Raw genomic sequence first — 26,075 nt, 5'->3', positions numbered from 1 at the left:
AAAAATAATTTAGTACTTAATATTTCTCCATTGACTAGAATACATTGGAGCCACGTTATTAAGAGCTGATATTAATTTTGTAATTTCTACATTTGGACCAGAACTAAAAATATCTTGAATCTCGTCTGATTTAGCATCGAAAAAAGTTCTTAAAATATAAGAATTTGGTCTAACTCTATTCATTGCTTCAAGACTAATAATAGCATCAGCTATATTAGTTTTAGCTTCTTTTTGGTCACTATGCATAATATCTAATCCATTTCTATGGTAATTATACATAGTTGATCTATAGTCTTCAAAAGTTGGAGATAACATATTATCTATTAAGGTATATCTATTTTGATTTCCATCACTTAATTTCCACCCTTTTGTATTTTCACCTTGTGAATAATTTACAATAATTTGAGCTTGATTAAAATATTCTTGACCTCCATTTGGTGAAAACGTATCTGCATCGATACCTAAAACCATATATACATGATAAGCTAAGACCGAAATTAAATTTGTTTCAAAAAGATTTGGATTATATACCATATTCTGAAACTCTAAATATCTAAAAGTAAAATCTTTATCGTTTATATTATGTACTGGAGATGTGTAAGATGATCCGTAAACTGGTCTAGAAGATTGCACTTGGATTGTACCATTGAAAACATCGCTTGCATATTCTGTTATGTTAATATACATAGAGCATTCTATTCGCTCTTGATTTGTAAATTCTTTATTTGTCCATTTGGTATTGTTTACAAACTCTCTTATTTGCTTTTCTAATGTTTTGAATACAGGTAAATTTGGATTTCCTGTCTGTTCTGCATTAATAACAACATTACAATTTAATTCTTGAGTGTAAGCCGAAACGCTAAAACACAACATTAAGATTAATAGAATTTTACGCATCTAACTGTTTTATAATTTCTTTTAAAAGGTCTGAAGCCACTTCTGCCTTAGACTTTAATTGATATTTTGTAACTGTATTTTTGTTGTCGATAATGGTAACCTTATTGGTTTCGGTTTTAAAACCAGCTCCTTTATCTTTCAACGAATTTAACACAATTAAATTTAAATTCTTCTTTTTTAGTTTTGCTTTTGCATTTTCAAGTTCATTTTCTGTTTCTAGAGCAAAACCTACTAAAATCTGTTTAGATTTAATTTTACCTAATGAACCTAATATATCTTTAGTTTTCTCTAATTGTAATACTAACGTTGAATCTGACTTTTTTATTTTCTGATTAGCAACTTGCATTGGTTTATAGTCTGCAACAGCTGCTGCTAAAATGGCAACATTAACAGATTTAAAATATTTGTGCGCTTCAAGATACATCTCTTCTGCACTAGTAACAGGAATGACATTTACTAAGCTATGCTGAAGTTTTTGATGTGTTGGGCCAGTAATTAAAAAGACTTCAGCACCAAGATTAGCTGAAGCTTTTGCAATTTCAAAGCCCATTTTTCCACTAGAATGATTACCAATAAAACGAACTGGATCTATGGCTTCGTAAGTTGGTCCTGCTGTAATTAATACTTTCTTCCCACGAAGTGGCAATTTATTGATAATATCTTTTTCTATAAAAGCAACAATATCTTCTGGTTCGGCCATTCTACCTTCACCAACTAATCCACTGGCTAATTCACCACTTGTAGCTGGAATAATAATATTACCAAAACTTTTTAAACTTTTAAAAGATTGCTTTGTAGTTGGATGCTTATACATGTCCAAATCCATTGCAGGAGCAAAATATACTGGACATTTAGCAGATAGATAGGTAGCCAAAAGTAAATTATCGCAAACACCATTTGCCATTTTAGACATAGTATTTGCAGTAGCTGGAGCAATAACAAATAAGTCTGCCCAAAGCCCTAATTCTACATGATTATTCCACAAATCTTCATCTGCATTGTCAACAAAAGTGGAATGTACGGGATTTTTGGATAAGGTAGATAATGTTAAAGGTGTAACAAAATCTTTAGCAGAAGGAGTAATTACTACTTTTACATTGGCTCCGGCTTTAATAAAAAGCCGAACCAATGAAGCAGTTTTATAAGCAGCAATACCAGCACTAATGCCTAAAAGTATATTTTTGCCGCTTAATATTGACATATTATTTATTCTTGAATATCGTCTTCAGTGTTTCTATAATAAATTTTACCATCTAACCATTCCTGAACCGCTAATGCATGTGGTTTAGGAAGTTTTTCGTAAAATTTAGAAACTTCAATTTGCTCTTTGTTCTCGAAAATCTCTTCAAGACTATCGTTAAAAGTAGCAAATTCTTCAAGCTTTTCTATTAATTCTTTTTTAATTTCAGAATTAATTTGCTCTGCTCTTCTAGATATAATAGAGATAGACTCATAGATATTTTGCGTTTCTGCATCTATTTTATTTCTATTATAAGTAATAGTGTTAACAGGAGCTTTGATTTTTTTTAAATCCATTTTATTGTATTTAGCTTTTAGTTCTATATTTTTCTAATTCTTTAATCACTTCTTCAATCATCTTATCTGCATCTTCCATACGCTCATATTCACTATAATTCTTTTTATAGTTTTTATGATGCAACTTAACGTTTTCTAAACGTTCTTCCTTTTTTGTTTCAACACTGTTCATTGCCATTTTAAAGGCTGAATCTAATTTGTAAAAATAAGCTTCTTCTCTATATGTAGAACCTGGGAAATCTAAAATAAAATTATCGAATGCTTTTATAGATGCTGTATAATCTCCATTATAGCCTGCAATTTTATTGTATTGTTTAGCTATTTCGAATGCTTTTCTTTCTAATTTAAAATCTAATTCTCTAACAAGCTCATTTGCATCTGCTAAAAATTCAGATTCAGGATATAGGTTTATAAAAGATTGAAGCTTTTCAATAGCATCTCTAGTTTCTGTTTGATCTTTAGAATAAACTGGAGAAAGCATATAAGCACTCTTTCCACTTAAAAAAGATGCCTCTTCAACTTTCTCACTTTGAGGATATGCTGAAGCGAATCTTTCAAATTGATAACTTGCTAAGTAATAATCTTTCATTTCGAAATAAGTCTTAGCATAAAGAAACATCAATTTTTCAGCTTGAGGTTTTCCTCTATAATTAGGAACTATTTGAGCAAAAAGTTTATTTGCTTTCGCAAATTTGCCTTTATTATACATTTCTTCCCCTACTCTAAATTTCTCGCCAACATCAGGCTTTTTTAAAGCTTTCTGGTATTGACTACAAGAACTTAATACAGTGAAAGTTATAAATAAATAAAAAAGTTTCTTCATAATTTTTAAACAGGATGCAAAATTAAGCTATTAATATGGATTTTAAAAATATTTTATTCAGCTAAAATAATTGCTTCAACTAGCATAATACAAGGATTAAGTATAATTTAACTTTTCTAAAAATTTTTAATAAAACTTGCAATCTTTTCTTTTAAAGAATTTGATGCAATAACTAGTGGTAATCTTACTGTATTGTTTGTTAGTTTTAGTTGCTCTAAAACAGCTTTAATTCCTGCTGGATTATTTTCAGCAAAAATTAAACTTATAATCTCTAAAAATGAGTAATGAATTTTATAAGCTTCCTTGGCTTTTCCTTCTAAGCCTAAGTGAATCATTCTAGAAAATTGCTTTGGAAATGCTTGTCCTATAACAGAAATAACTCCAGCTCCTCCTGCTAAAGTTACTGGTAATGCTAGGTCGTCGTCTCCAGAAATAACTAAAAAATCTTTTGGTTTATTTTTTATTAATTGAAAGTATTGCGACATATTTCCTGCTGCTTCTTTAATAGCCACAATATTTTCGAATTCTGAAGCTAATCTTACAACTGTTTCAGGTAGCATGTTTGATGATGTTCTACCAGGAACATTATATAAAATAATTGGTACTGGTGAAGCCATAGAAATAGCCTTAAAATGCTGATAGATGCCTTCTTGAGTTGGCTTACTATATGCAGGAGACACAGATAAAATAGCTGAAATATGACTAAAATCTGTAGCTTTTAATTCTTCAATTATTTCTGCTGTATTATTTCCTCCTATACCTAGGACTAAAGGCGCTCGATTATTGTTAGACATAACAATTGTGTTAATTATTTCTTTTTTTTCTTGCTTTGTTACAGTTACACTTTCTCCAGTGGTTCCACTAATTACAATATAATCTGTACCATTTTCTATATTATAATTTACAAGTTTTTCAAGAGCTTCATGATCTACACTTAAATCTTTCTTAAAAGGTGTTACAATGGCAATGCCTAATCCAGTTAATTTGTTCTTCATTTTTTAATTTTATTTAATACAGTTACGTATTTTAAAAGTTCCGTTTTAAAGGCTTTAATATTCTTAAAATCAGTTTTTATTATTAAATCGTTAATACGTTTATCGTTTTGAAAAATCCCTACTTTAAATTTAGCATTAGATGCAGCCGTTAAATACTTTAATTCTAATACATCTTCAGAATAATAACTAATTAAAATATCGAATTTTGTATCTAAAAAAGATTGTAACTCAACATTATTAATTTTGCCTTTCCAATTAAAATCTTTTTGGTTAAAGCAAACATTCCAAGAATAAGTAACCTCTTTTTTAGATGTTGTAAACGCTATAATTTTTAATTTATTTGGTCTAACATTTAAAGTTTCAGCTATGGTTTTTAATGTTTCAAAATCATTAGTTTCATCAGCATTTAATAAAATTCCTAAAGTTTCAATCTTGTTGTTACTTGAGTCAACTACTCTAGTCTTTAAAATTAAATTTAAATTCTTTTTAATAGATTTTTCTTTTAAACCCTTTAAAATCATTATATCTTTATGCTTTCAACAAAGGTAATAAAAGTACTCACAACATATTATTAAAACACAGATGTTTCATCATGAATTATAAGTCACTTTTTTTTATTCTTTTTATAGTTTTCTTTTTTAGCTGTAAACAGGAGCCACAACACCTTACACGTATTGAAGGGAAGCAAATTTCTATCTCAGACAGTTTAGAATCAGATCTAGAAATTGAAGCATTTGTTAAGCCTTATAGAGAACATGTAAATAAAGAATTAGATAGTGTTCTGGCTTATTCGGTTGACACCTATTCCAAAAGTGATGGTGAGTTAAATACAGCTATTGGTAATCTATTTGCTGATGTAATTTTCGAGCAAGCAAACCCTGTTTTTAAACAAAGGACTGGAAAAGATATTGATATGGTTTTAGTAAATCATGGAGGTATAAGATCTATAATTTCTAAAGGAAATGTTACTACCAGAACAGCTTACGAAATTATGCCTTTCGAAAACAGTATTGTTGTTGTTGGCCTTAAAGGAAGTAGCATTAATCAATTAATAACTTATTTACTTGAAGCTAAAAGAGCGCATCCCATTTCTAAATTAAAAGTAGTTGTTGATGAAGATTTTAATCTAGTTGAAACTAGTATAAGCAACAAGCCAATTGAAGCCTCTAAAACATATTATGTAGCTACTAACGATTATTTATATAATGGAGGAGATTCTATGACCTTCTTTCAACCTAACGATAGCTTATTTATTTTAAATTATAAAATACGTAATGCCTTTTTAGATTATTTTGCAAAGGTTGATACTATAAATCCTGTTATAGATGACAGGTTTATTAAATTAAAAAAATAAACATATGAAACGAAGATATTTCATTCAACAAACTACTGCTGCAGCAGCACTTACTACTATTGGCGGAATAACTTTACCTAGCTTTAAAGCGTCTGAAAAAGCAACTAAAATAACTATTTTACATACCAACGACGTACATAGCCATATCGATCCTTTTGGACCAGAAGATGGTAGAAATCCAAATAAAGGTGGTGTAGCAAGAAGAGCTAGTTTAGTTCAATCCATAAGAAATGAAAACCCAAATACATTATTATTAGATGCTGGAGATATTTTTCAAGGCACACCATATTTCAATTATTATGGTGGTGAAATTGAATTTAAGCTTATGAGTAAGTTAAAGTATGATGCTGCAACTATTGGAAATCATGATTTCGATAATGGAATTGATGGCTTATATGCCCAATTACCACATGCAGAATTTGCTTTCTTATCAGCTAATTATGATTTCTCAAACACCATTATGGATACTCATGTAAAACCTTATAAAGTATTTAAAAGAGATGGTATTAAAATAGGTGTTTTCGGTTTAGGCATTATGCTCGATGGTTTAGTTTTAAAAGATCTTTACAAAGAGACTGTATATTTAAATCCAACAGAAATTGCTCAAGACATGAGTCGTATCCTTAAAGAAGAGGAACATTGCGATTTAGTAATCTGCTTATCTCATTTAGGTTATAATTATACCAATTATCCAGAAAGACCTAGCGATTTAAAATTAGCTGCAAGCACAAAAAATATCGATTTAATTATAGGTGGACATACACATACATTTTTACCAAAACCAACTATTACTAAAAATATAGAGGGTAAAAATGTGCTTGTTAATCAAGTTGGATGTTATGGAATAAATTTAGGTAGAATAGACTTCTTTTTCGATATAGACAAAAACAAGACAGTTAATGGCACATCTATTATTGTCTAGTTAAAGCTATTAAAGACGTTTCAGAATTATTCGAGGATTCAGCTTCTATTCTTTCCTTTACAATTTGTCTTTTTCTTATCCTGTTTTCACCAATAATGTAATTGAAAAAGAAAAACAATCCAACCACATGCAGTACACGATCTAACATTACAAAACTCCAATTGTAAATGTAATAATTACTTATATAGTGCAATACATCTGAAAACACAAAACATAAAGCTACTAGTAAGAAAAGGATAGACTGCTTTGTATCTGAATTTAAATAAACTACAAACGATAAAAACGTTAATACAATTAAAGACACACTTTTTGCAGCAAATAAAGAAACCTCTAAGGGATCTGAAATTTGCGATTTCATAATCGAGAATAATTCATATATAAAATAAGAATTTATACTTACTACTATTAGTAAATATAAGGCAATAATCATATCTATTCTTACACGCTTAAACTTAGAAATAGTGTATACAATAAGTGATAAATAACTTAAGAAATAAATGAGACTTGAAAATTTTAAAATTGAATTATTTGAAGAAAAAACAGATGAAAAATCACCTATAAACGAAAAGACTAAAAACAGAATAAAAACAAAACTTAAGTATCTATTTTTTATAAAATAATACATAATAAAAACAGGAACAAATAGAGGTTTTGTAATTTGTAATAACAAGCCACTTTCACTTAAAGTAGCGAGCACATTCATTAGGATAAGTATACACAGAACACACAAAAATATCCTGTTATAACTAATTTTTAGCCATTCTTTCACAGTAGTAATTCATAAGTAGGTTGAAACAAATATAATTAATTACAACGATAATAACGTGCAGTTCATCGAAAAGTATGTTAAAAAATTATGAAATAAGATGTATTAGAATTGTAAATGAGAAGTCAATTATTAAGAAATGGCTCTAAAACCTTGTTCAATTTTTATTCTAGAATGGTAATAATAAAAACTAAATGCTAAAACAAATAAGACTGTTGATATGAAATTTAATAAATCTTTATCTGCTATGTAGAAATAAGCAATCTGTACAACCTCTGAGAATACAATACTTAAAGATCCTAAAAATAGAGCCAAAGACTTTTTGTTGTCATTATAAAAATAGGCAATTAATGAAAAAGTAAGTAACAACAACATAACAATATTATAGGTCAACTCAATCCCTATCATAAATGAATTATTAAATAAAAATGGATCAACAATTGTAATTAATACATAAACCATATAAATATTAAGAATGGAAAGTACAACCAAATGTGCTTTATAATTTTTAAGAACTGATTTAAAATTTAGGCTTTTGCAAACCTCTATAAGCAACAATATATAAGCAATAATATATAATAAATTTCCAAACATGTAATAGACATCGAAAGCTTTTTCAGAATCTATATAGAATTCAGCAAATACCATTAATTCTGAGATTGAAAATAAAATTAAAAACCATGAGAAATATGGCGATTTATTTTGAACATTAAGAAAGTAAAGCAATGTAAATAAAGGAACTATAAAAGACTTGGAAATACTAGAAAGGAAGTATTCTCCTTGGAGCTCGCAAAGAGCAAAAGAAAAACAGAGTAAAATTATTGAAACTATTAAAATATTTGATTTGGTTAAAATCATTTAGTATTCATTTGAAAGCAAATATACACAAAAATTACAATTAAACGATAAAAATATACACTTTAACGATATTTTTTATTTATTTATATGAATACTCCTTTTTACGATTATCTAATTTTAATAAAAAACCCTTATATATACTGCAATAATTGCAATTAACTAATTGTCGAAATTTTTAATAATTTATAACGCTACTTGTGCTATCTCTATTTGCTTTAATACTTGCTTGAAAATAGAAAAGAATAAAAGCACAAACATTCAGTAAAGTAGAAACAAATCCAAGCGCCTCCATTTGTTCAGAAAGGTAGTAGTACCCAATTAATAAGAGCTCAGAAAATGTTATAGCTAAACATCCACAAAACATAAGAAGAGATTTAGTGTCTTCGTGTAATAAATAGTTTAAAAAAGACATACTTAATAAAGAAAGTAATACAAAATTATATAGATGTTCAATTATTCTTACAGATCCTAGATAGCTTGTTTCAAAGTCTATTGGATTTATAATTGTTGCCATTACAAAAATGATATATAAATTAAGTAACAACAAAACCACAAAATGTGTAGAGAATTTTTTTAGAATAGTTTTAAATTTTATTGTTTTTAAAATTTCAAATAACAAAAACAGATACGATAGTATATAAAGACAATTACAAGTAAAATATATAAGCTCATAAAGCCTATCTTGATCTATCAAATTTATAAGATCTGATATTGAATAAGTTACAAGAAACAATGTGAAAAGAATTGATTTCTCTTTAATTTTAATTAAATAAACTATTGTTATTAATGGAACAATCAATAACTCTAATAATTCAAAAATATATGAATTTACAATTCCAAGAATTAAAGATGTATATAAAAGTTGAACCATAATAACAAATGAATTTTAATATGACAACTGTATTGTAATCGTCTCATTATCGAACAAATATATTTTAAAATTTGAAATTAAATGATTAAAAACATAGATTAACGATAATTAATAATCATTCCATTTATTATTGAATCATATTTAAAAAATCTTGTTCCGAGATTATTGAGATGTTTAGTTTCTCGGCTTTATCTTTTTTACTTGGACCCATATTATCTCCTGCAACAATATAATTAGTTTTGCTTGAAATAGACGAAGATACTTTGCCTCCATTGTCTTCAATAAGCTTTTTTAACTCATTTCTAGACACTACGTGAAACACGCCTGAAACAACAAAGATGTTTCCTTCTAACTTATTTGTTTGATTGGCCAATTTTTCAGCTGAAATTTCTAACTGAACACCAAAATTCTTTAATCTAGTAATAATAGCTCTACTAGTATCTGAATTAAAAAACTCAATAACACTTTCTGCTATCTTTACACCAATTTCATCTACATTAATTAAATCCTCATGTTTGGCTTCTGCAATTGCATCGATGCTCTTATAATGTTTTGCTAGTTTTTTTGCTACAGTCTCTCCAACATATCTAATTCCAAGAGCATACAAAACTCTTTCAAATGGTATTTTCTTAGATTGTTCAATGCCATTGATTAAATTGTCTGCACTTTTATCTGCCATTCTCTCTAAAGGAATAACTTGCTCTTTAGTTAATTCGTATAAATCTGAATAATTATTTATAAGTCCTTCGTTAACCAATAAAGCAACTGTTTCACCTCCCAATCCTTCAATATCCATAGCCTTTCTGGAAATAAAATGCTGAATCCTTCCAATAATCTGTGGTTTACAGCCATTGTAATTAGGACAATAATGTTGTGCCTCTCCTTCAGTTCTTACCAATTCTGTTTCACATTCTGGACAATGTGTAATATATTGTGTTGGTTGAGAATTGTCAGGCCTTTTACTTAAATCGACTGCAATAATCTTTGGAATAATTTCTCCTCCTTTTTCAACAAACACTTCATCTCCAACGCGAATATCCAATTTTTCTATTTGATCTGCATTGTGTAAAGATGCACGCTTTACAGTAGTTCCAGCCAATTCCACAGGTTCTAAATTAGCAACTGGAGTTATAGCTCCAGTTCTCCCAACCTGATATGTTATCTCATTTAATCGAGTAGAAACCTGTTCTGCTTTAAACTTATATGCTATTGCCCAACGTGGCGCTTTTGCTGTATAACCCAACTCTTCTTGTTGCTGTAAGTTATTTACTTTAATAACAACGCCATCTGTTTCGTAAGGAAGATTATGCCTATGCACATCCCAATAATTAATAAACTCTAAAACAGCATCTATAGAATTAACCAGTTTGGCAGCTTGTGGAACTTTGAATCCCCAAGAACGTGCTTTTTCCAAGCTTTCAAATTGAGTTTCAATATCTAGATTAGTACCAGTAATATTGTATAATAAACATTCTAAAGGTCGTTTTGCTACTTCGCTACTATCTTGCAATTTTAAGCTACCTGAAGCTGTATTTCTTGGGTTTCTGTATGGCTCCTCTCCTATTTCAATTCGTTCTTCATTCATTTTATTAAAACCATCCCAAGGCAGAACAATTTCGCCTCGTATATCAAATTTATCTGGATATTCTCCTTTTAATTGTAATGGAACAGATTTAATAGTTTTTACATTGGCTGTTACGTTATCTCCTTGAAAGCCATCTCCTCTGGTAACAGCTCTTTCTAAATTTCCGTATAAATACGTTAAGCTTATAGATGCACCATCGTACTTTAATTCGCAAGTAAATTGCAATTCGCCATCAACCAATTTTTTAATTCTTGTTTCCCAATCTAGTAAGTCTTCTTTTGAATATGAATTATCTAAAGAATACATACGATGCTCATGTGCAACCGTTTCGAAATTTTTTGTTATCTGTCCTCCTACACGTTGTGTAGGTGAATTGACATCGAAAAATTCTGGATGGTCTTTTTCTAGTTTTAAAAGCTCGTTTAGTTTTATATCGAATTCGTAATCACTAATTGTAGGATTATCAAGTACATAATAATTATAATTGTGCTTACGAAGTTCCTCTCTTAATTGCTGGATGTTTTCCTTTACTGTCATTAATTAGTATTCTTTTTTCCTTTTAACATGCGATTATTTCCGAATATGTCTGTCTTTAATTCTATATCATCAAAATGATAATCTTCCAATAATTGAATCATTTCTTTTCCAAGATATTGATTAATTTCAAAAAATAAGAGTCCATTGTCTTTCAATTTATTAACAGTAAACTCAGTAATGGCTTTATAAAATTGTAGTGGGTTGTTATCTTCCACAAATAAAGCTAGATGTGGTTCATGATTCAACACATTATTCTTTATTTCAACCTTCTCTAAATTTCTAACATAAGGTGGATTGGACACAATTATATCAAACTCCAAATCTTTAAATTCTAAATCCCAAGAGTTTACATTTAATATATCTGCTTTTATAAAGCTTACTTGCACATTATTAAATTCAGCATTTTGTTTGGCTGTTTTTAAAGCTTCTTCACTAACATCTACAGCGTAAACTTGAGCATTAGGAAGGTTTTTTGCCAATGAAATTGCAATACAACCAGAACCAGTTCCTATATCTAATATAGATAAAGCTTTAGAATTTGTTTTTTGATTTTTGATGTTTTCAAGAACGAGTGAAATGAGTTCTTCCGTTTCAGGTCTAGGAATTAATGTATGTTCGTTTACTTTAAATGGCAGCCCAAAAAACTCTGTTTCACCAATAATGTATTGAATAGGCTCTTCTAATTTCAATCTGCTTAAAGCTTCAAACAACGGCTGTTCTTCGTCTTTAGAAATGGTTAATTCTGGATCAAGAATCAAAGCTATCCGATTTAATTTTAAATAATGAGATATTAATATATTAAAAAAACTGCCTACTTCATTCTCACCAAAAACAGCATCTAACTCTTTATGAAAAATGTCTTGTATATCTTTTAATCTCATAATTCTTTTATCATCCAAACATTGCATGAATAATGACCAGTATTCCCCAAAGGTTCATCTAAAGAATTAAAACCAACTTTAGCATACAATTTTCTGGCATCATCCATATATGGCATGGTTTCTAAATAACATTTTTCAAATCCGAAAGCTTTTGCGCTTTCAAGACAAGTTTCCATCATTCTTTTACCTAAACCTATTCCTCTTGCTTCAGGTAAAAAGTACATTTTTTGTAGTTCGCACACATTACCTTCATAATTATCTAATGCAGCTATTCCAGCGCCTCCAATTATTTTTCCATTGTTATCTATTACAAAATAAACCGACTTTCCACCATAATATGTTTCTGCCATTTTATCTAAAGAAACATCAGCATAAGCTGTTCCAACTTTGGGTACACCAAATTCCACTAAAACATCTCTAATTACTTTTGCTATTTGCTTATTGTCTTCTAAAGCAATTTCTCTAATTACAATATTATTATTGCTCACTTTATTATGTTATTTTTACCTCGAAATTAATCGGGATGAAGATACATGAAAAATACATAAAACGTTGTATTGAAATTGCCAAAAATGGTCTAGGAACTACAGCTCCAAACCCAATGGTAGGTTGCGTCATTGTACACGATAACAAAATAATTGGCGAAGGTTTTACAAGCCCTTATGGTGAAAAACATGCCGAAGTGAATGCTATAGAATCTGTTAAGGACCCATCTTTACTTAATAAATCGACGCTATATGTCACTTTAGAACCATGTAGCCATGTTGGAAAAACACCACCTTGTAGTAATTTAATTATAGAAAATAAGATTCCACAAGTGGTTATTGGAACTATTGATACACATAGCAAAGTAGCTGGAAAAGGAATTGAAAAACTTAAAGACTCTGGATGCAAAGTCCAGGTTGGTGTTTTAGAAGAAGAATGTAAAAAGCATCATAAACGGTTTTTCACGTTTCATAATAAAAAACGTCCTTATATTATTTTAAAATGGGCAGAAACGCAAGATGGTTTTATAGCTCCAAAAACGAAACATGAACAAAAACCGGTTTGGATTACCAATGAGATTTCTAGGCAATTAGTACATAAATGGCGATCAGAAGAACAAGCAATCTTGGTTGGCACAAATACAGTAATTGAAGATAATCCGAGCTTAACAGTTAGAGATTGGACTGGAAAAAATCCTATTCGTATTGTTTTAGACAAAAAGAACATACTTTCAAAAAAGTATCAAATCCTTAATAAGGATGCTGAAACAATTGTAATTTCTGAAAATGACATAGATTTCTCAAATAACGTGGCTTTACAAATTTGTGATTTATTACATAAAAATAACATCCAATCAATTATCATTGAAGGTGGAAGAAACACACTTCAAACGTTTATAAATGAAAAACTTTGGGATGAAGCTCGAGTTTTTATAGGAAAAACAACTTTTAAAGATGGCGTGAAAGCACCAGTTTTTAAAGGAAAACAGATTCAAGATTCTTTAATTTTAGAAGATTCTTTAAAAATTTACATAAATGAATAAAACCCTTATTTTCGATTTTGGCGATGTCTTTATTAATTTAGATAAAGAAGGAGCTATGAATCATGCGCTTGATATTTTTAAATTAAAAACGCTTTCTGAAGAATTAATTGCTTTTAACAGCCTTTATGAACAAGGCTTAATTTCAACTGAAGAGTTTATAGAATTTTATTTAGAAAACTTTCCCGATTTAGATGAAGATGATGTACTCTATGCCTGGAATTGTATTTTAAAAGACTTTCCAGAACATCGTTTAGATTTTATAAAAAATCTTGCCAAAGAAAACACATACAACCTTATATTATTGAGCAACACTAACGAATTGCACATAGACTGGATAAAAGAGCGAGTGTCTTTTTATGAAGATTTCAAAAATTGTTTTCATAAGTTCTACTTATCTCATGAAATACAATTACGAAAACCAGATGCAAGTATTTATAACTTTGTTTTAAAGGAAAATAAACTAAATCCAGGAGATTGCTTGTTTATAGACGATACTATTGAAAACATTGAAGCAGCAGCAAAATTAGGAATTCATACTTGGAATATCAATCCAAAAACTGAAGATATTTCAAATTTATTCACCATTAAAAAAGAATTCTTTTGATTTATTTATTATTAAGTATTCTAGCTTCTACATGCATTTTTTTAATCTTCAAATTATTCGATAGATTTAAAGTGAATACACTACAGGCTATTGTATTTAATTACATTGTTGCTTGTTTATGTGGCTTACTAACCTATAATAAGCCAATAAATTTAATCGAAATTACTGAAGAAAAATGGTTTTATGGAGCTATCGCTCTAGGTTTTCTATTTATATCTATTTTTAACGTAATGGCCATAACTGCTCAACGTAATGGCATTTCTGTAGCTTCAGTAGCCACAAAAATGAGTGTTATTATTCCTGTGTTTTTTGGAATTTATATGTATGGAGAAAGTACAGGATACCAAAAAATAATTGGAATTATATTGGCTCTTTTAGCAGTTTATTTTGTGTCCATTAAACCAAATTCAAACCTTCATTTAAAAAGCAGTTTGCTTTTACCTTTTGTTCTGTTTTTAGGTTCAGGCATAATAGACACTTCCATTAAATATCTTGAAACAACCTATGTTTCAGAAAATGGCATTCCTATATTTTCAGCAACTATTTTTTGTTTTGCAGCTTGTATAGGCTTAGGCTTACTTATTGTAAAAATAATAAAGAAAGAATTCAAATTTAACCCTCAAAGTCTTATTGGAGGAGCTATTTTAGGAATTACAAACTATGCATCTATATATTACCTATTAAAAGCGTTAGACCATGAATCCATAGAAAGCTCTACTATTTTTACAGTCAATAACGTTGCTATTGTAATGTTATCATCTTTAATTGGTTATATTTTATTTAAAGAAAAGCTATCTATTAAAAACTGGATAGGTGTTAGTTTTGCAATCATTTCAATACTATTAGTAACTTTAGCCTAATAATGAAAGATACTTATAAAACAATCTCTAAAGCCTCCAAAGAAGTACTATTTAAAGACAAGAATAGCAAGTTTTTTGGTTATGCTTTTCCAGTTTTAAATGAAGATACTGTTAAGGACCATATAGATGAATTAAAAAAACAACATCATTCTGCAAGACATTGGTGTTATGCTTATCAAATAGGAACAGACGAAAATAACATTCAGTTTAGAGCCAATGATGATGGCGAGCCTAATAATAGCGCAGGAATGCCAATTTATGGGCAAATTCAATCGTTTGAGGTTACCAATATTTTAATTGTTGTTGTAAGATATTTTGGAGGTGTAAAACTTGGTGTTGGAGGTTTAATAAATGCTTATAAAACCACAGCTCAAATGGCTTTAGAATCTTCTAGGATTGTTACTAGAACAATAAATAAACAATTTGAAATACGCTTTGACTACAAAAATATGAATAAAGTAATGCGTGTTATTAAAGAAAAGAATCTAAATATAATAAATCAGACATTAGAGTTAGATTGTAAGATTATAATTTCAGTAAGGTTAAAAGATAGTTTAAACATCTACAATAAATTTAATACAATCTTTGAAGTTGAAATAAAAGAACTAGATAATTAATTTTCTAGTTTTTCCAATATATAATCTGGACATTTCATTGGTCTTTTAGTTTTCATATTAATAAATGCTAATTCTGTATTTGCTGAAACTAAAATTTCGCCAGCCTGATTTGTAATTTCGTAATCAAATTCAATTCTAACAGAGGGTGTTTTTTTTAGTTGTGTTTTCACTTTAATAACCTCATCATAAACAGCTGACTTTTTGAAATTTAAACTCATAGATATTACAGGCAACATAACACCATCATCTTCCATTTGTTTATACGAAATACCTTTTTTACGCAACCATTCAGTTCTACCCATTTCTAAGTATAACGCATAATTTCCATGATGAACAACTCCCATTTGGTCAGTTTCACCATATCTCACTCTTATTGGTATTTCATCGAAAATCATATCGTTTTTAGAATATTTTTTTGTAGTTTAGGCAATGCTTTAAACATGCAAAAAAAAATCTTTAAATTCAATAGCATTTGATTTTTTTTTTAAGAATTTTGTTCACATATTTGTCAAGCTATAAAATCAACAAGAGAATTCCATTTTCTCTTACAGTAACTAACTAGTAAATTTTAAAATCAATAATGAGTGTAACTGCGCAATCGGTATGGAATAATTGTCTTGAATTCATAAAGGATAACATTCAACCACAAGCCTATAAAACATGGTTTGAACCCATTTTAGCAGTAAAACTTTCAGATAATTCTTTAAGCATTCAAGTACCTAGTAAATTCTTTTATGAGTGGTTAGAGGAACATTACGTTAAAATTTTAAAAGTTGCCCTTACAAAAGAACTAGGCGAAACTGCCAAACTTGTATACATTATAAAAATGGAAAACACCTATGGTAACAAACAGCCTTTTACAGAACGAATTCCAAGTTCTAACAGAAGTTCTGTTAAAGCTCAAGATGTAGATATTCCATTAAATAATAAAAGTCCAGAATTACGTAATCCTTTTGTTATTCCAGGGATTAGAAATGTAAAAATTGAATCCCAATTAAATCCTAATTATAGTTTTGAGAATTTTCTTGAAGGTGATTCTAATCGTTTAGCCAGAAGTGCTGGATTAGCTGTCGCTTCAAAACCAGGAGGAACCTCATTCAACCCATTGCTTATTTTCGGTGGTGTTGGTTTAGGAAAAACACACTTAGCTCATGCTATAGGTGTTGACATAAAAGATAAATATCCAGAAAAAACGGTTTTATATATTTCTGCTGAAAAATTTACACAACAATATATAGATTCGGTAAAAAAGAATAATAGAAATGATTTCATTCATTTTTATCAGATTATAGACATTTTAATTATTGATGATGTCCAGTTCCTTTCAGGAAAAACTGGAACTCAAGATGTTTTCTTCCACATATTCAACCATTTACACCAAAATGGCAAGCAAGTTATTTTAACAAGTGACAAAGCTCCAGTAGACATGCAAGATATTGAGCAACGTTTATTATCTAGGTTCAAATGGGGACTTTCAGCAGAATTGCAAAGTCCAGATTTTGAAACACGTGTGTCTATCTTGAAAAACAAATTATATCGTGATGGCGTAGAAATGCCTGAAGATATTGTTGAATATGTAGCAAAGAATATTAAATCTAATATACGTGAGTTAGAAGGTGCCATCATCTCTTTAATTGCTCAATCTTCTTTTAACAAAAAAGAGATTACCATTGATTTAGCAAAACAAGTTGTAGAGAAGTTTGTAAAAAATACCAAGCGTGAAGTATCTATCGATTATATTCAAAAAATAGTCTCAGATTATTTCCAAATGGATGTGGATACCTTACAATCTAAAACCAGAAAACGCCATATAGTTCAAGCAAGGCAATTGGCTATGTTTTTTGCTAAAAAATTAACCAAAGCGTCTCTTGCAAGTATAGGTTCTCAAATTGGAAAAAGAGATCATGCAACAGTTTTACATGCTTGCAAAACTGTAGATAACTTAACTTCAACTGATAAACAATTCAGAAAATACGTTGAAGATCTTTCTAAAAAACTAGCTGTTTAATCTTAAAATCATTTCCGATGACTCGGGAAACAAATATGACTAAAATTCTAATAGTATGCTTAGGTAATATTTGCCGTTCACCATTAGCAGAAGGTATTTTAAAGTCAAAATTACCATCTGAAGAATTTATAGTTGATTCTGCAGGAACAGGAGATTACCATATTGGTAGCACTCCAGATAATCGGTCTATTAAAGTAGCTAAAAAATATGGTTTAGATATTTCTAATCAAAGAGGAAGACAATTTACTGAGTTAGATTTTATTAAATTCGATATTATCTATGTTATGGATAGTTCTAATTATGAAAATGTAATAAGACTAGCTAGAAACGAAAACGACAAAAATAAAGTTAAAATGATTCTGAATGAAATTTATCCTAATCAGAATTATGATGTTCCTGATCCATATACAGGAGGTATCCAAGGGTTTGAAAGCACATTTAAAATGTTAGACGAAGCTTGTATAGAAATTGCAAAAACACTTCTCAAATAATTGACTTCAACAGATTTTAGTTTAACTTCTTGATTTTTTGTAATTTGTACATCAATATTTAATAAACAATAGAATGAAAAATATAATTCTTTTACTACTGCTTTTTCCATATTTTATGTGCTCCCAAGTCATCGAGTTAGAACTCTTTGCTTCAGGATTTACTGATCCAATAAGTATAAAACATGCAGGAGACGAAAGACTTTTTGTTGTAGAGCGTGGTGGAATTATTAAAATTCTTAATACTGACGGAACAACCAATCCAACTCCCTTTATAAACATAGACCCCAGAGTTTTAAGTGGTGGAGAACGTGGTTTATTAGGTTTAGCCTTTCATCCTCAATATCATTCAAATGGTTTTTTCTTTGTTAATTACATAAATAATAGTGGGAATACTGTTGTTTCCAGATTTATTACAAATCCACCAGATTCTAATGTTGCTGATGATACTACAGAAGAAATTTTACTTACAATAAATCAACCTTATTCTAATCATAATGGAGGTGATTTAGCTTTTGGAAATGATGGCAATCTTTATATTGGCTTAGGCGATGGTGGTTCAGGTGGAGATCCAGGTGATAGAGCACAAGACTTAACAACCTTACTTGGTAAAATGCTTCGTATTAATGTTAATAATTCTGAAGGTGGAAATAACTATGCTATTCCTACCGATAATCCTTATCCAAATGCCGAGGAACCAAATGCCTTACCAGAAATTTGGGCTTCGGGCTTAAGAAATCCGTGGAGGTTTTCATTTGACAGAGATACTCATGACTTATGGATTGCAGATGTTGGCCAAGGTCAAATAGAAGAGATTAATATGGTTGCTTTAAATCAAGCCGGAATAAACTACGGTTGGCGTTGTTATGAAGGGAATCAAGTTTATAACACATCTGGCGATTGTCCATCAGACATAAACGAATTAACTTTTCCTGTTGGGCAATACACACATACAGGAGGTCCCTACTTTAGATGCTCTATAACAGGAGGTTATAGACATAGAGGTACTGCACAACCTAATTTAAATGGATTATACTTTTTTGCAGATTATTGTAGTGATGAAATTGGTATTCTTGAATATGATGGCAGTAATTGGAATATGACTTTTACTGAACAATTTGCAACTAATGGCTGGACAGCTTTTGGTGAAGATGTATATGGAGAAATTTATATTGCTGGTATTGATTCTGATAACATTTTCAAAATTATAGATCCAAATTTAAGTGTTGATGAAAACGCTTTATTTGGAGTTAAAATCTACCCAAATCCAGCAACAAATCAATTTACAATTGAAATTTCAAATTCTCAAATCTCTATAGAAACCATAAACATCTATAATTTACAAGGGAAATTGATTAAAACTATTACAGAAAACATAGTATCAACTATGAATATTTCAACAGAAAATATGGTGAAAGGTTTTTATTTAACTGAGTTAATTTCTGAAAATGGTTCTAAGAAAATAAATAAACTCATAATCAATTAATGACAAGTCCAACTGGAAAACTGTACCTCATTCCTACTCCTTTAGGCGAAAATGAACCTTTAGAAGTATTACCACTTTCGGTTAAAAAAATTATTGAACAAGTAGATATTTATATTGTTGAAAACGAAAAAACTGCTCGACGGTTTATTAAAAAAATAAAACCTAGCAAAAAACAGTCTAAACTACAGATATATCATTTAAATAAATTCACAGATCCTAACGAAATACCTTCATTTCTGGACTCTTGTCTACAAGGTAAAAATGTTGGTTTACTTTCTGAAGCTGGCTGTCCTGCTGTTGCAGACCCTGGTGCAGATGTTGTTAAAATTGCACATAGCAAAAATATTCAAGTGGTTCCATTAGTTGGACCTTCTTCAATTATTATGGCAATAATGAGTTCTGGTATGAATGGACAAAGCTTTGCTTTTAATGGCTATTTACCAATAGATAAAGATGAAAGGAAAAAAGAATTAAAGAGATTAGAGCAAATTTCTTTTAATCAAAATCAATCGCAGGCATTTATTGAAACACCTTACAGGAATAATAAAATGCTTGAAGACATCTGTGCTTCTTTAAATGAAAACACCTTAGTCTGTATGGCTTGTGATATTACACTGCCTTCAGAATATATTAAAACTAAAGCTGTGAAAGATTGGAAAAAAAATAGCGTAGACTTTCATAAAAGACCTACGCTATTTATTATTCATAAAGAATAGCTAGTTAAATAGTGTGCTTAACTTTAGCTTTTCTATTTGGTTTTATTTTAGAGGTATCATAACCTGAAAACTTTTTAATATAGTAAGAAACAGACGTTCCGTAAGCATCAGAGAAACCATCTTTTCCATAACTTCTTAAGTATTTTTTTACATTTCCTGCTCCAGCTAAATGAGCTGCTGCTAAAATCCCAGATTCTGTAATTTTTGTACCATTTACCACTTTACCAGTAAAACGCTTAATATCTTTTCTTAAAATCCATTTATTACGTTCTGCATTAGCAATAAATGCTTTTTCTTGTAATTCAGGATTTTTTAAGAAATGAACAGGGTTGTAAATCCCTATCATTTTTAATGTTTCTTTCCCAAACTGGTACTTTCCTAAGTAACCAAATGAATTGACTGTAAAATAATCTCCTCCTGATTCTTTAAAACCTAAAGCTTCTTTAAAACCAACAAATGTCTTACCTAAAGTAGGTGAGAAATTAGCATGTGGTTCGTGAATTGGGAAAATTTTGTCTTTTGCTACCTCTACATATTCAGTTTCATTAATTCCAAAATGTATAGCAGAATAGTTTTTCGCCTTAACCGTTTTATTCATATAAAACGATCCAAACAATAAGAAACATATTGTTATTGATAGAGCTAGGTAACTTCCAATATTTTTTATCATAACATTAATTTATTAGTGTTAATAAATAAATTATTCAAAATTTTCAGCGTGCAAATATACATTATTTTATTGAATGCTGAAAATGAACAATTAAGTAGGTCAATGACTCAAAACTAAATATGAAGTAAAATGAAACAAAAATTAGTCGCTAAAATGCAATTAAAAGTATATAGCGTGAAATTTTATGCCATTTTTATCGTTGAATTCCATAGCTGGAAATGGCACTTTTATCGTATTAAAGATGTCAAAAACAGTCTTTAAAACATGAGAATTTGTTTTAATTCTTGTTAAATCAATATCTAAACTAAAGTAATATTGCCTATAAGGGTCTTGGTAAGTTACATCATCATTATCTGTTTCGTTTGTACCAGAAATCATACCATCTGCTCCATAACCAAATGCTACATTTAACCAAACTGGAATTTTACTTTCCTTAAAAAAGGAATGTAAATTTATACTTAACCAATATGTTTGTCCGTTGTAATCTTTTAAAAACTCCTGAGACAAACCATCTCCCAGCTTATCAGGATTTTGAGCTGCATATTCTGTTTGATGGAATGAATATTTTAAAGTCATACGTTGTTCCCTCCAAAGTAATTCCTGACCAACAAACAAACTAGTTCCAGCAGCATTTGCAGCCATGTCTCCCCAAGAAAACCCCCATTCTTCGGAAAAACCATCGAAAACTTCTACAACAGTTAAAAATGCAAAACCAATAGTAGAGCCATAAATTAATTGGTCTTTTTTACTTACACCACTCCAAGCTAGCATATTGGCTCCTATTCTACCTAATTGGTATGAAGAATAAACATGACCCAGTTTATCCATTTGAAGCCATTCGCTATTATCATTTAAGGTGTGAAATTTAGATTTTGGATAATCTGCATACCAAAGCTGATTTAAACCAACCAACGTTAAAGCAGCAACTGAAGTTTCAGTAATAACAACCAAATTACGTCGTGGCTTATTTAATGTGTCACTAGGTTTTAAAAAAGTATTTAACTTGCTTTGCGATACAGATGTAAAAGTAATTAAACACGCAATGATGGTATGTTTAATACGAATTCTCAAATCTATTTATTTATTCCTTGTGAAGACAAATATCTTTGATATTCTCTAGCATTAGCATTATGCTGACTTAAATTTGTTGCAAATTTATGATACCCTAACTTATTGGCATCTGCAGCAAAATAAAGATATTTATGTTTTTCAGGATTTAAAACAGCATCAATAGCAGAAATATCTGGCATTGTAATTAATCCTGGTGGTAAGCCTGCATACATATAAGTATTGTAAGGAGAATCTATTTCTTTATGCACATTTAAAACTCGTTTTATAACTGTATTTTTATATTGTGGTAATTGATATGCTGCAAATTTTAAAGTTGGATCTGCCTGTAGAGGCATGCCAATTCTTAATCTGTTTAAATAAACACCTGCAATTCTGGGTTGTTCTATAGCTTGTTTAGATTCTTCATGAACAATTGAAGCTAAGGTCATTACTTCGTTTTGAGTTAATCCAATGGTTTTTGCTTTTTCTTTTCGGCTATCATTCCAAAACCTATTGTATTCTTTTAACATTCTATCTCTATATTCAATAGCAGATGTATTCCAGAAAAACTCATAACTATTCGGAATATACATTCCTAAAGCTGTTGCATCTGAAAATGAATTTTTAGATAAAAATGTTTCATCTTTCATAGCCTCAAAGAGTGTTAAACTATCTGCTTCAATTTGTACAGAAACTCTACTAGCTAGAGATTCAAGATTAGATTGATTATTAAAAGAAAGTTGAATTGGTAGATTATTGCTTCTAATGGAATTAATAATATCATTATTATTCATGTCTTTTCTAATAACAAATCGACCTGCTTTAATATTAGATATATACTTTTTCTGCTTAGCTAAAGCATCAAATTTATTGATGTCTTTTAATAATGGCTCTAGTTGTTCTCTAACATCTGCATAAGTTCCATTTGTTGGTACATATATAAAAGCTTCCTTATTATTAAATGCAGTGTTTTTATCTAACATAACACCATATATATAGTTAGCAAATAATCCAGCTATTATTAAACCAATTAAGGCAATTGCCCAAAGAATTTTTTTAAAATACATTAATTAATAAGTTGAAGTAAATATTCGTTTTTATAGGAACCGTTTACAAAGTTCCAATCTTTTTTTAATCCTACAATTTGAAATCCATGTTTAGAAAACAACTTTAAACTTGCTTCATTATCTTCCGAAATATTACAATACAATTGATGCAAATTTAAATGTGTTTTACAATATTGTACCAATAACTCTAAAGCTTCATTTCCAATTCCTTTTTGCCTTTCGGCAGTATCTTTTATGAGCACTCCTACTCCTGCTCTACTATTTTTAAAATCGAAATCAAAAAGATCAATCATTCCAAGTGCAATATTACTATAATTTGAAATTATTAAACGTAATTGTTTCACTTCATAAATATCTTTATGAGCGTTTTCTAGATATTGTTTTATTAGAAATTTAGAGTAAGGTGTTTGTGTGTTACTTAGCTCCCAAATAACCTCATTGTTTTCAATAGCGTGAATAAACTCTAAATCTTCTGGCTCCAGAGCTCTCAAATAAATATGTTCTCCTTTTAATGTTACCATGAAATTGTGCCTTTAAAAACTTGAACTGCAGGTCCAATTAACCAGATATTTCTATAAATACCTTTTTCCTTATCAAAAGTAACCTGAAGATTTCCTCCTTCTGTTTCAAGAGTTATTAAGTTGCTTTTAGTTTCACCAGTTTCAAACATGGCAATGGCTACAGCTGTAACTCCTGTCCCACAAGATAAAGTTTCGTCTTCTACACCACGTTCGTAAGTTCTAACTTGAAATGTGTTTTCTGAAAGCTTTTTTACAAAATTAACATTAGCTCCTGTTTCATTATATGGTTGTCCATATCTTATTTTGGATCCAATTTCTTTAATAGAAAGTTCTTGTAATTGAGATTTCATTTGCACATGATGAGGCGAACCTGTATTTAAAAATACATGGTTCTGATGTTTTTCAACTGATAAAACATCTTGCATCTGAAGCTTTACAACTTTGTTTTCAATAAAGGCATGATGCAATCCATCTATAGCTTCAAAAGTTGCTTTTTTATTAATAATACCCAAATAATTGGCAAACGCAGTAAGGCATCTACCTCCATTTCCACACATAGAGCTTTCATTCCCATCGGCATTATAATATACCATTTTAAAATCTAATTCTGGATGATTTTCCAATAAAATTAGTCCATCTGCTCCTATGCCAAAACGTCTGTCGCATAGTTTAGCAACTAACTTGGTATTGTTTTTGTCGAATAGTTGTTGACGATTATCAATCATCACAAAATCGTTTCCTGTTCCTTGATATTTATAAAATGAAAGTTTCATAAGCAAGGCAAATATAAGAATTAAACATTGTTTATTGGCATGTTAAATCGTCGTTAAAACAGACGTTAAAAATCGTTAAAACTTAAAAACTGATTCAATAAAAATTTAATTTTAATCGTTATTAATTTACAAACCCTTTAAACCTAATAAATAATGAAAAAGATTTTAACTTTAGTTTTAGTTTCTGTGTTAGGTGGAGCTATCACATTATCTACCTACAAAATTTTTATAGAAAAAAAGCAACCTATTCAAACTGCTCAAACCGAAGAATTGCCTTTTGCAATTCCGGTAAATAATTCTACTAACACAAAATTTTTGCCTGAAAGTAGTATAGACTTTACAAAAGCTGCAGAAAAAACTGTTCATACTGTTGTACACGTTAAAAACACTACGTTGGGAAATTCTGGGCAAATGACTTTTGAAGATTTATTCTATGGTAGATCTCCACAAAGATATCAAGTAGGTACAGGTTCTGGTGTTATTATTTCTCCTGATGGCTATATAATTACTAACAATCATGTAATAGATGGTTCTAGAGAACTTTCGGTAACACTAAATGACAATAGAACTTATAACGCTGAAATTATTGGAACAGACGACAAAACTGATATTGCATTATTAAAAATTGAAGCAGAAGAAGATTTACCGTTTACTACTTTTGGAGATAGCGATCAAGCTAAAATTGGAGAATGGGTTCTAGCTGTTGGAAATCCGTTTAATCTAACTTCAACTGTGACTGCAGGAATTATTAGTGCTAAATCCAGAGATTTATCTGGTAGAAATAATCAATCTTTTATACAAACAGATGCTGCTGTAAATCCCGGAAATTCTGGTGGTGCTTTGGTAAATTCTAATGGAGACTTAATAGGAATTAACACAGCTATTTCCTCGCAAACTGGTTCATACATTGGATATTCTTTTGCTGTTCCAAGTAATATAGCTAGAAAAGTTGTTCAAGATATTATTGAATATGGTAACGTACAAAATGGTATTTTAGGTGTATCTGGAGGTGCTTTAAATAGTGGTTTTGCTGAAAAACTAAGCGTTAATGAAACGGAAGGATTTTACATCGATACTGTAGAAGAACAATCTGGAGCAGACATGGCAGGACTTGAATCTGGTGATATAATAAAGAAAATTGACCATGTTAAGATTTCAAAATTTTCAGATTTATCTGGATATTTGAGTACTAAACGTCCTGATGATGTTGTAAAAGTAAGCATTCTAAGAAATGGGAATGAAAAAGTAATTCCTGTAACTTTAACTAGAAATCAATCGTATACAATACCTCAATTTGGCATTGTAAGAAATGCATCTAAAGACGATCTTAAAAAATACAACACTTCTTATGGTGTTAAAATATCTCGATTGGGTGAAAATTATTCTAAATATTTAAGAGCCAATGGTGTTAACGAAGGCAATATTGTAACTGCCATTAATAACATAAAAGTAAATAATGTAGATGATGTTCAAGATATCATTAGAAATAAATCACCATACGAACCTATGCGAATTGAACTAATAAATTCAAAAGGCGAAATAGAACGCTATAACTTTAAATAAAAAACATAAGAAAATGATTCACAATCCTTCAGTTTTTCTGAGGGATTTTTATTTTATAAAATCTGGTTTAAATACAACTTAAATATCTTATTTTTGCAA

The 26,075-nt window shown here is 29.7% G+C and carries 29 protein-coding genes; 11 read left to right on the top strand and 18 right to left on the bottom strand.

Annotated elements, in window-relative coordinates; translation table 11 throughout:
* Positions 1-9 precede the first annotated feature (9 nt).
* From porD to LX78_RS04210, 6 genes are all read right to left on the bottom strand, one after another.
* Positions 10-897 (bottom strand): type IX secretion system protein PorD, encoded by an 888-nt coding sequence (gene porD, locus LX78_RS04235; RefSeq protein WP_109681413.1) that lies wholly within the window; start codon positions 895-897, stop codon positions 10-12.
* Positions 890-2,098, bottom strand: a complete 1,209-nt coding sequence (gene coaBC, locus LX78_RS04230; protein ID WP_109681412.1) for a bifunctional phosphopantothenoylcysteine decarboxylase/phosphopantothenate--cysteine ligase CoaBC — start codon at positions 2,096-2,098, stop codon at positions 890-892. Before coaBC ends, porD begins: the two co-directional genes overlap by 8 nt.
* A gap of 5 nt (positions 2,099-2,103) precedes the next feature.
* Positions 2,104-2,433, bottom strand: a complete 330-nt coding sequence (locus LX78_RS04225) for a DNA-directed RNA polymerase subunit omega (RefSeq protein WP_109681411.1) — start codon at positions 2,431-2,433, stop codon at positions 2,104-2,106.
* A gap of 10 nt (positions 2,434-2,443) precedes the next feature.
* A complete protein-coding gene (locus LX78_RS04220) occupies positions 2,444-3,256 on the bottom strand; it encodes an outer membrane protein assembly factor BamD (protein WP_109681410.1) in 813 nt (270 codons plus the stop codon).
* 116 nt (positions 3,257-3,372) lie between these two features.
* Positions 3,373-4,251, bottom strand: a complete 879-nt coding sequence (gene dapA, locus LX78_RS04215; RefSeq protein ID WP_109681409.1) for a 4-hydroxy-tetrahydrodipicolinate synthase — start codon at positions 4,249-4,251, stop codon at positions 3,373-3,375.
* On the bottom strand, positions 4,248-4,772 hold the full coding sequence (locus tag LX78_RS04210) for a DUF6913 domain-containing protein (protein ID WP_109681408.1): 525 nt from the start codon (positions 4,770-4,772) through the stop codon (positions 4,248-4,250). Before LX78_RS04210 ends, dapA begins: the two co-directional genes overlap by 4 nt.
* A 71-nt stretch (positions 4,773-4,843) precedes the next feature.
* On the opposite strand from LX78_RS04210, the gene LX78_RS04205 reads away from it, so the two are divergent.
* Positions 4,844-5,605, top strand: coding sequence for a 5'-nucleotidase C-terminal domain-containing protein (locus tag LX78_RS04205; protein ID WP_109681407.1), 762 nt, complete (start codon positions 4,844-4,846; stop codon positions 5,603-5,605).
* A gap of 4 nt (positions 5,606-5,609) precedes the next feature.
* Entirely contained in the window at positions 5,610-6,527 is a 918-nt protein-coding gene (locus tag LX78_RS04200) for a bifunctional metallophosphatase/5'-nucleotidase (RefSeq protein ID WP_109681406.1), read from the top strand.
* On the opposite strand, the gene LX78_RS14765 is transcribed toward LX78_RS04200, so the two are convergent.
* The 6 genes from LX78_RS14765 to LX78_RS04170 all read right to left on the bottom strand — a co-directional run bounded on the left by LX78_RS14765 (position 6,517) and on the right by LX78_RS04170 (position 12,513).
* The gene (locus tag LX78_RS14765) at positions 6,517-7,230 is read right to left on the bottom strand and encodes a hypothetical protein (RefSeq protein WP_109681405.1); all 714 of its coding nucleotides are present in this window, start codon (positions 7,228-7,230) and stop codon (positions 6,517-6,519) included. The two genes, LX78_RS04200 and LX78_RS14765, sit on opposite strands and share 11 nt — an antisense overlap.
* Positions 7,231-7,425: 195 nt before the next feature.
* Positions 7,426-8,151 (bottom strand): hypothetical protein, encoded by a 726-nt coding sequence (locus tag LX78_RS04190; protein WP_109681404.1) that lies wholly within the window; start codon positions 8,149-8,151, stop codon positions 7,426-7,428.
* Between the two features lie 175 nt (positions 8,152-8,326).
* Positions 8,327-8,665: a hypothetical protein gene (locus LX78_RS14705; RefSeq protein WP_146192539.1), complete on the bottom strand. Its 339-nt coding sequence runs from the start codon at positions 8,663-8,665 to the stop codon at positions 8,327-8,329.
* A gap of 484 nt (positions 8,666-9,149) precedes the next feature.
* A complete protein-coding gene (gene ligA / locus LX78_RS04180) occupies positions 9,150-11,144 on the bottom strand; it encodes an NAD-dependent DNA ligase LigA (RefSeq protein ID WP_109681402.1) in 1,995 nt (664 codons plus the stop codon).
* Complete coding sequence (prmC, locus tag LX78_RS04175; RefSeq protein ID WP_109681895.1) at positions 11,144-12,025, bottom strand: peptide chain release factor N(5)-glutamine methyltransferase; 882 nt, start codon at positions 12,023-12,025, stop codon at positions 11,144-11,146. The genes ligA and prmC overlap by 1 nt, the downstream gene beginning before the upstream one ends.
* Entirely contained in the window at positions 12,022-12,513 is a 492-nt protein-coding gene (locus LX78_RS04170; protein ID WP_109681401.1) for a GNAT family N-acetyltransferase, read from the bottom strand. Before LX78_RS04170 ends, prmC begins: the two co-directional genes overlap by 4 nt.
* A 35-nt stretch (positions 12,514-12,548) precedes the next feature.
* Here LX78_RS04170 and ribD point away from each other — a divergent pair, with 35 nt between their 5' ends.
* From ribD to LX78_RS04150, 4 genes are all read left to right on the top strand, one after another.
* Positions 12,549-13,553 (top strand): bifunctional diaminohydroxyphosphoribosylaminopyrimidine deaminase/5-amino-6-(5-phosphoribosylamino)uracil reductase RibD, encoded by a 1,005-nt coding sequence (gene ribD / locus LX78_RS04165; protein WP_109681400.1) that lies wholly within the window; start codon positions 12,549-12,551, stop codon positions 13,551-13,553.
* Positions 13,546-14,157, top strand: coding sequence for an HAD family hydrolase (locus tag LX78_RS04160; RefSeq protein WP_109681399.1), 612 nt, complete (start codon positions 13,546-13,548; stop codon positions 14,155-14,157). Before ribD ends, LX78_RS04160 begins: the two co-directional genes overlap by 8 nt.
* Before the next feature lie 71 nt (positions 14,158-14,228).
* On the top strand, positions 14,229-15,017 hold the full coding sequence (locus LX78_RS04155; protein WP_342766612.1) for an EamA family transporter: 789 nt from the start codon (positions 14,229-14,231) through the stop codon (positions 15,015-15,017).
* 2 nt (positions 15,018-15,019) lie between these two features.
* Positions 15,020-15,634 carry an IMPACT family protein gene (locus LX78_RS04150; protein WP_109681397.1) on the top strand — a complete coding sequence of 205 codons (615 nt, stop codon included), beginning with the start codon at positions 15,020-15,022 and terminating at the stop codon, positions 15,632-15,634.
* Here the strand turns inward: LX78_RS04150 and LX78_RS04145 are convergent.
* Positions 15,631-16,029 carry an acyl-CoA thioesterase gene (locus LX78_RS04145; protein WP_109681396.1) on the bottom strand — a complete coding sequence of 133 codons (399 nt, stop codon included), beginning with the start codon at positions 16,027-16,029 and terminating at the stop codon, positions 15,631-15,633. The two genes, LX78_RS04150 and LX78_RS04145, sit on opposite strands and share 4 nt — an antisense overlap.
* Positions 16,030-16,214: 185 nt before the next feature.
* Here LX78_RS04145 and dnaA point away from each other — a divergent pair, with 185 nt between their 5' ends.
* The 4 genes from dnaA (at position 16,215) to LX78_RS04125 (ending at position 20,332) form a co-directional block, all read left to right on the top strand.
* On the top strand, positions 16,215-17,642 hold the full coding sequence (gene dnaA, locus LX78_RS04140; protein ID WP_109681395.1) for a chromosomal replication initiator protein DnaA: 1,428 nt from the start codon (positions 16,215-16,217) through the stop codon (positions 17,640-17,642).
* A gap of 35 nt (positions 17,643-17,677) precedes the next feature.
* Positions 17,678-18,133 (top strand): low molecular weight protein-tyrosine-phosphatase, encoded by a 456-nt coding sequence (locus LX78_RS04135; RefSeq protein WP_109681394.1) that lies wholly within the window; start codon positions 17,678-17,680, stop codon positions 18,131-18,133.
* A 73-nt stretch (positions 18,134-18,206) separates the two neighbouring features.
* A complete protein-coding gene (locus LX78_RS04130) occupies positions 18,207-19,616 on the top strand; it encodes a PQQ-dependent sugar dehydrogenase (RefSeq protein WP_109681393.1) in 1,410 nt (469 codons plus the stop codon).
* Positions 19,616-20,332, top strand: a complete 717-nt coding sequence (locus LX78_RS04125; RefSeq protein WP_109681392.1) for an SAM-dependent methyltransferase — start codon at positions 19,616-19,618, stop codon at positions 20,330-20,332. The genes LX78_RS04130 and LX78_RS04125 overlap by 1 nt, the downstream gene beginning before the upstream one ends.
* Before the next feature lie 4 nt (positions 20,333-20,336).
* On the opposite strand, the gene LX78_RS04120 is transcribed toward LX78_RS04125, so the two are convergent.
* The 5 genes from LX78_RS04120 to dapF form a co-directional block, all read right to left on the bottom strand.
* The gene (locus LX78_RS04120) at positions 20,337-21,002 is read right to left on the bottom strand and encodes a peptidoglycan-binding protein LysM (RefSeq protein WP_170109796.1); all 666 of its coding nucleotides are present in this window, start codon (positions 21,000-21,002) and stop codon (positions 20,337-20,339) included.
* Between the two features lie 159 nt (positions 21,003-21,161).
* Positions 21,162-22,073, bottom strand: a complete 912-nt coding sequence (locus LX78_RS04115; RefSeq protein ID WP_245881467.1) for a DUF2279 domain-containing protein — start codon at positions 22,071-22,073, stop codon at positions 21,162-21,164.
* A gap of 2 nt (positions 22,074-22,075) precedes the next feature.
* On the bottom strand, positions 22,076-23,119 hold the full coding sequence (mltG, locus tag LX78_RS04110; RefSeq protein WP_109681390.1) for an endolytic transglycosylase MltG: 1,044 nt from the start codon (positions 23,117-23,119) through the stop codon (positions 22,076-22,078).
* Positions 23,119-23,640: a GNAT family N-acetyltransferase gene (locus tag LX78_RS04105; RefSeq protein ID WP_109681389.1), complete on the bottom strand. Its 522-nt coding sequence runs from the start codon at positions 23,638-23,640 to the stop codon at positions 23,119-23,121. Before LX78_RS04105 ends, mltG begins: the two co-directional genes overlap by 1 nt.
* Positions 23,634-24,413 carry a diaminopimelate epimerase gene (gene dapF / locus LX78_RS04100; protein WP_109681388.1) on the bottom strand — a complete coding sequence of 260 codons (780 nt, stop codon included), beginning with the start codon at positions 24,411-24,413 and terminating at the stop codon, positions 23,634-23,636. Before dapF ends, LX78_RS04105 begins: the two co-directional genes overlap by 7 nt.
* A gap of 153 nt (positions 24,414-24,566) precedes the next feature.
* On the opposite strand from dapF, the gene LX78_RS04095 reads away from it, so the two are divergent.
* Positions 24,567-25,976: a trypsin-like peptidase domain-containing protein gene (locus tag LX78_RS04095; RefSeq protein ID WP_109681387.1), complete on the top strand. Its 1,410-nt coding sequence runs from the start codon at positions 24,567-24,569 to the stop codon at positions 25,974-25,976.
* Positions 25,977-26,075: the final 99 nt, after the last annotated feature.

This window comes from Xanthomarina spongicola (assembly GCF_003148645.1).
Classification (GTDB): Bacteria; Bacteroidota; Bacteroidia; order Flavobacteriales; family Flavobacteriaceae; genus Xanthomarina; species Xanthomarina spongicola.
This window is presented reverse-complemented; position numbering and strand designations above follow the sequence as displayed.

Bases quoted from the DNA above. Each gene is read 5' to 3' on its own strand.
- porD (WP_109681413.1), bottom strand. From the start codon at position 897: ATGCGTAAAATTCTATTAATCTTAATGTTGTGTTTTAGCGTTTCGGCT.
- coaBC (WP_109681412.1), bottom strand. From the start codon at position 2,098: ATGTCAATATTAAGCGGCAAAAATATACTTTTAGGCATTAGTGCTGGT.
- LX78_RS04225 (WP_109681411.1), bottom strand. From the start codon at position 2,433: ATGGATTTAAAAAAAATCAAAGCTCCTGTTAACACTATTACTTATAAT.
- LX78_RS04220 (WP_109681410.1), bottom strand. From the start codon at position 3,256: ATGAAGAAACTTTTTTATTTATTTATAACTTTCACTGTATTAAGTTCT.
- dapA (WP_109681409.1), bottom strand. From the start codon at position 4,251: ATGAAGAACAAATTAACTGGATTAGGCATTGCCATTGTAACACCTTTT.
- LX78_RS04210 (WP_109681408.1), bottom strand. From the start codon at position 4,772: ATGATTTTAAAGGGTTTAAAAGAAAAATCTATTAAAAAGAATTTAAAT.
- LX78_RS04205 (WP_109681407.1), top strand. From the start codon at position 4,844: ATGAATTATAAGTCACTTTTTTTTATTCTTTTTATAGTTTTCTTTTTT.
- LX78_RS04200 (WP_109681406.1), top strand. From the start codon at position 5,610: ATGAAACGAAGATATTTCATTCAACAAACTACTGCTGCAGCAGCACTT.
- LX78_RS14765 (WP_109681405.1), bottom strand. From the start codon at position 7,230: ATGAATGTGCTCGCTACTTTAAGTGAAAGTGGCTTGTTATTACAAATT.
- LX78_RS04190 (WP_109681404.1), bottom strand. From the start codon at position 8,151: ATGATTTTAACCAAATCAAATATTTTAATAGTTTCAATAATTTTACTC.
- LX78_RS14705 (WP_146192539.1), bottom strand. From the start codon at position 8,665: ATGGCAACAATTATAAATCCAATAGACTTTGAAACAAGCTATCTAGGA.
- ligA (WP_109681402.1), bottom strand. From the start codon at position 11,144: ATGACAGTAAAGGAAAACATCCAGCAATTAAGAGAGGAACTTCGTAAG.
- prmC (WP_109681895.1), bottom strand. From the start codon at position 12,025: ATGAGATTAAAAGATATACAAGACATTTTTCATAAAGAGTTAGATGCT.
- ribD (WP_109681400.1), top strand. From the start codon at position 12,549: ATGAAGATACATGAAAAATACATAAAACGTTGTATTGAAATTGCCAAA.
- LX78_RS04160 (WP_109681399.1), top strand. From the start codon at position 13,546: ATGAATAAAACCCTTATTTTCGATTTTGGCGATGTCTTTATTAATTTA.
- LX78_RS04150 (WP_109681397.1), top strand. From the start codon at position 15,020: ATGAAAGATACTTATAAAACAATCTCTAAAGCCTCCAAAGAAGTACTA.
- LX78_RS04145 (WP_109681396.1), bottom strand. From the start codon at position 16,029: ATGATTTTCGATGAAATACCAATAAGAGTGAGATATGGTGAAACTGAC.
- dnaA (WP_109681395.1), top strand. From the start codon at position 16,215: ATGAGTGTAACTGCGCAATCGGTATGGAATAATTGTCTTGAATTCATA.
- LX78_RS04135 (WP_109681394.1), top strand. From the start codon at position 17,678: ATGACTAAAATTCTAATAGTATGCTTAGGTAATATTTGCCGTTCACCA.
- LX78_RS04130 (WP_109681393.1), top strand. From the start codon at position 18,207: ATGAAAAATATAATTCTTTTACTACTGCTTTTTCCATATTTTATGTGC.
- LX78_RS04125 (WP_109681392.1), top strand. From the start codon at position 19,616: ATGACAAGTCCAACTGGAAAACTGTACCTCATTCCTACTCCTTTAGGC.
- LX78_RS04120 (WP_170109796.1), bottom strand. From the start codon at position 21,002: ATGATAAAAAATATTGGAAGTTACCTAGCTCTATCAATAACAATATGT.
- mltG (WP_109681390.1), bottom strand. From the start codon at position 23,119: ATGTATTTTAAAAAAATTCTTTGGGCAATTGCCTTAATTGGTTTAATA.
- LX78_RS04105 (WP_109681389.1), bottom strand. From the start codon at position 23,640: ATGGTAACATTAAAAGGAGAACATATTTATTTGAGAGCTCTGGAGCCA.
- dapF (WP_109681388.1), bottom strand. From the start codon at position 24,413: ATGAAACTTTCATTTTATAAATATCAAGGAACAGGAAACGATTTTGTG.
- LX78_RS04095 (WP_109681387.1), top strand. From the start codon at position 24,567: ATGAAAAAGATTTTAACTTTAGTTTTAGTTTCTGTGTTAGGTGGAGCT.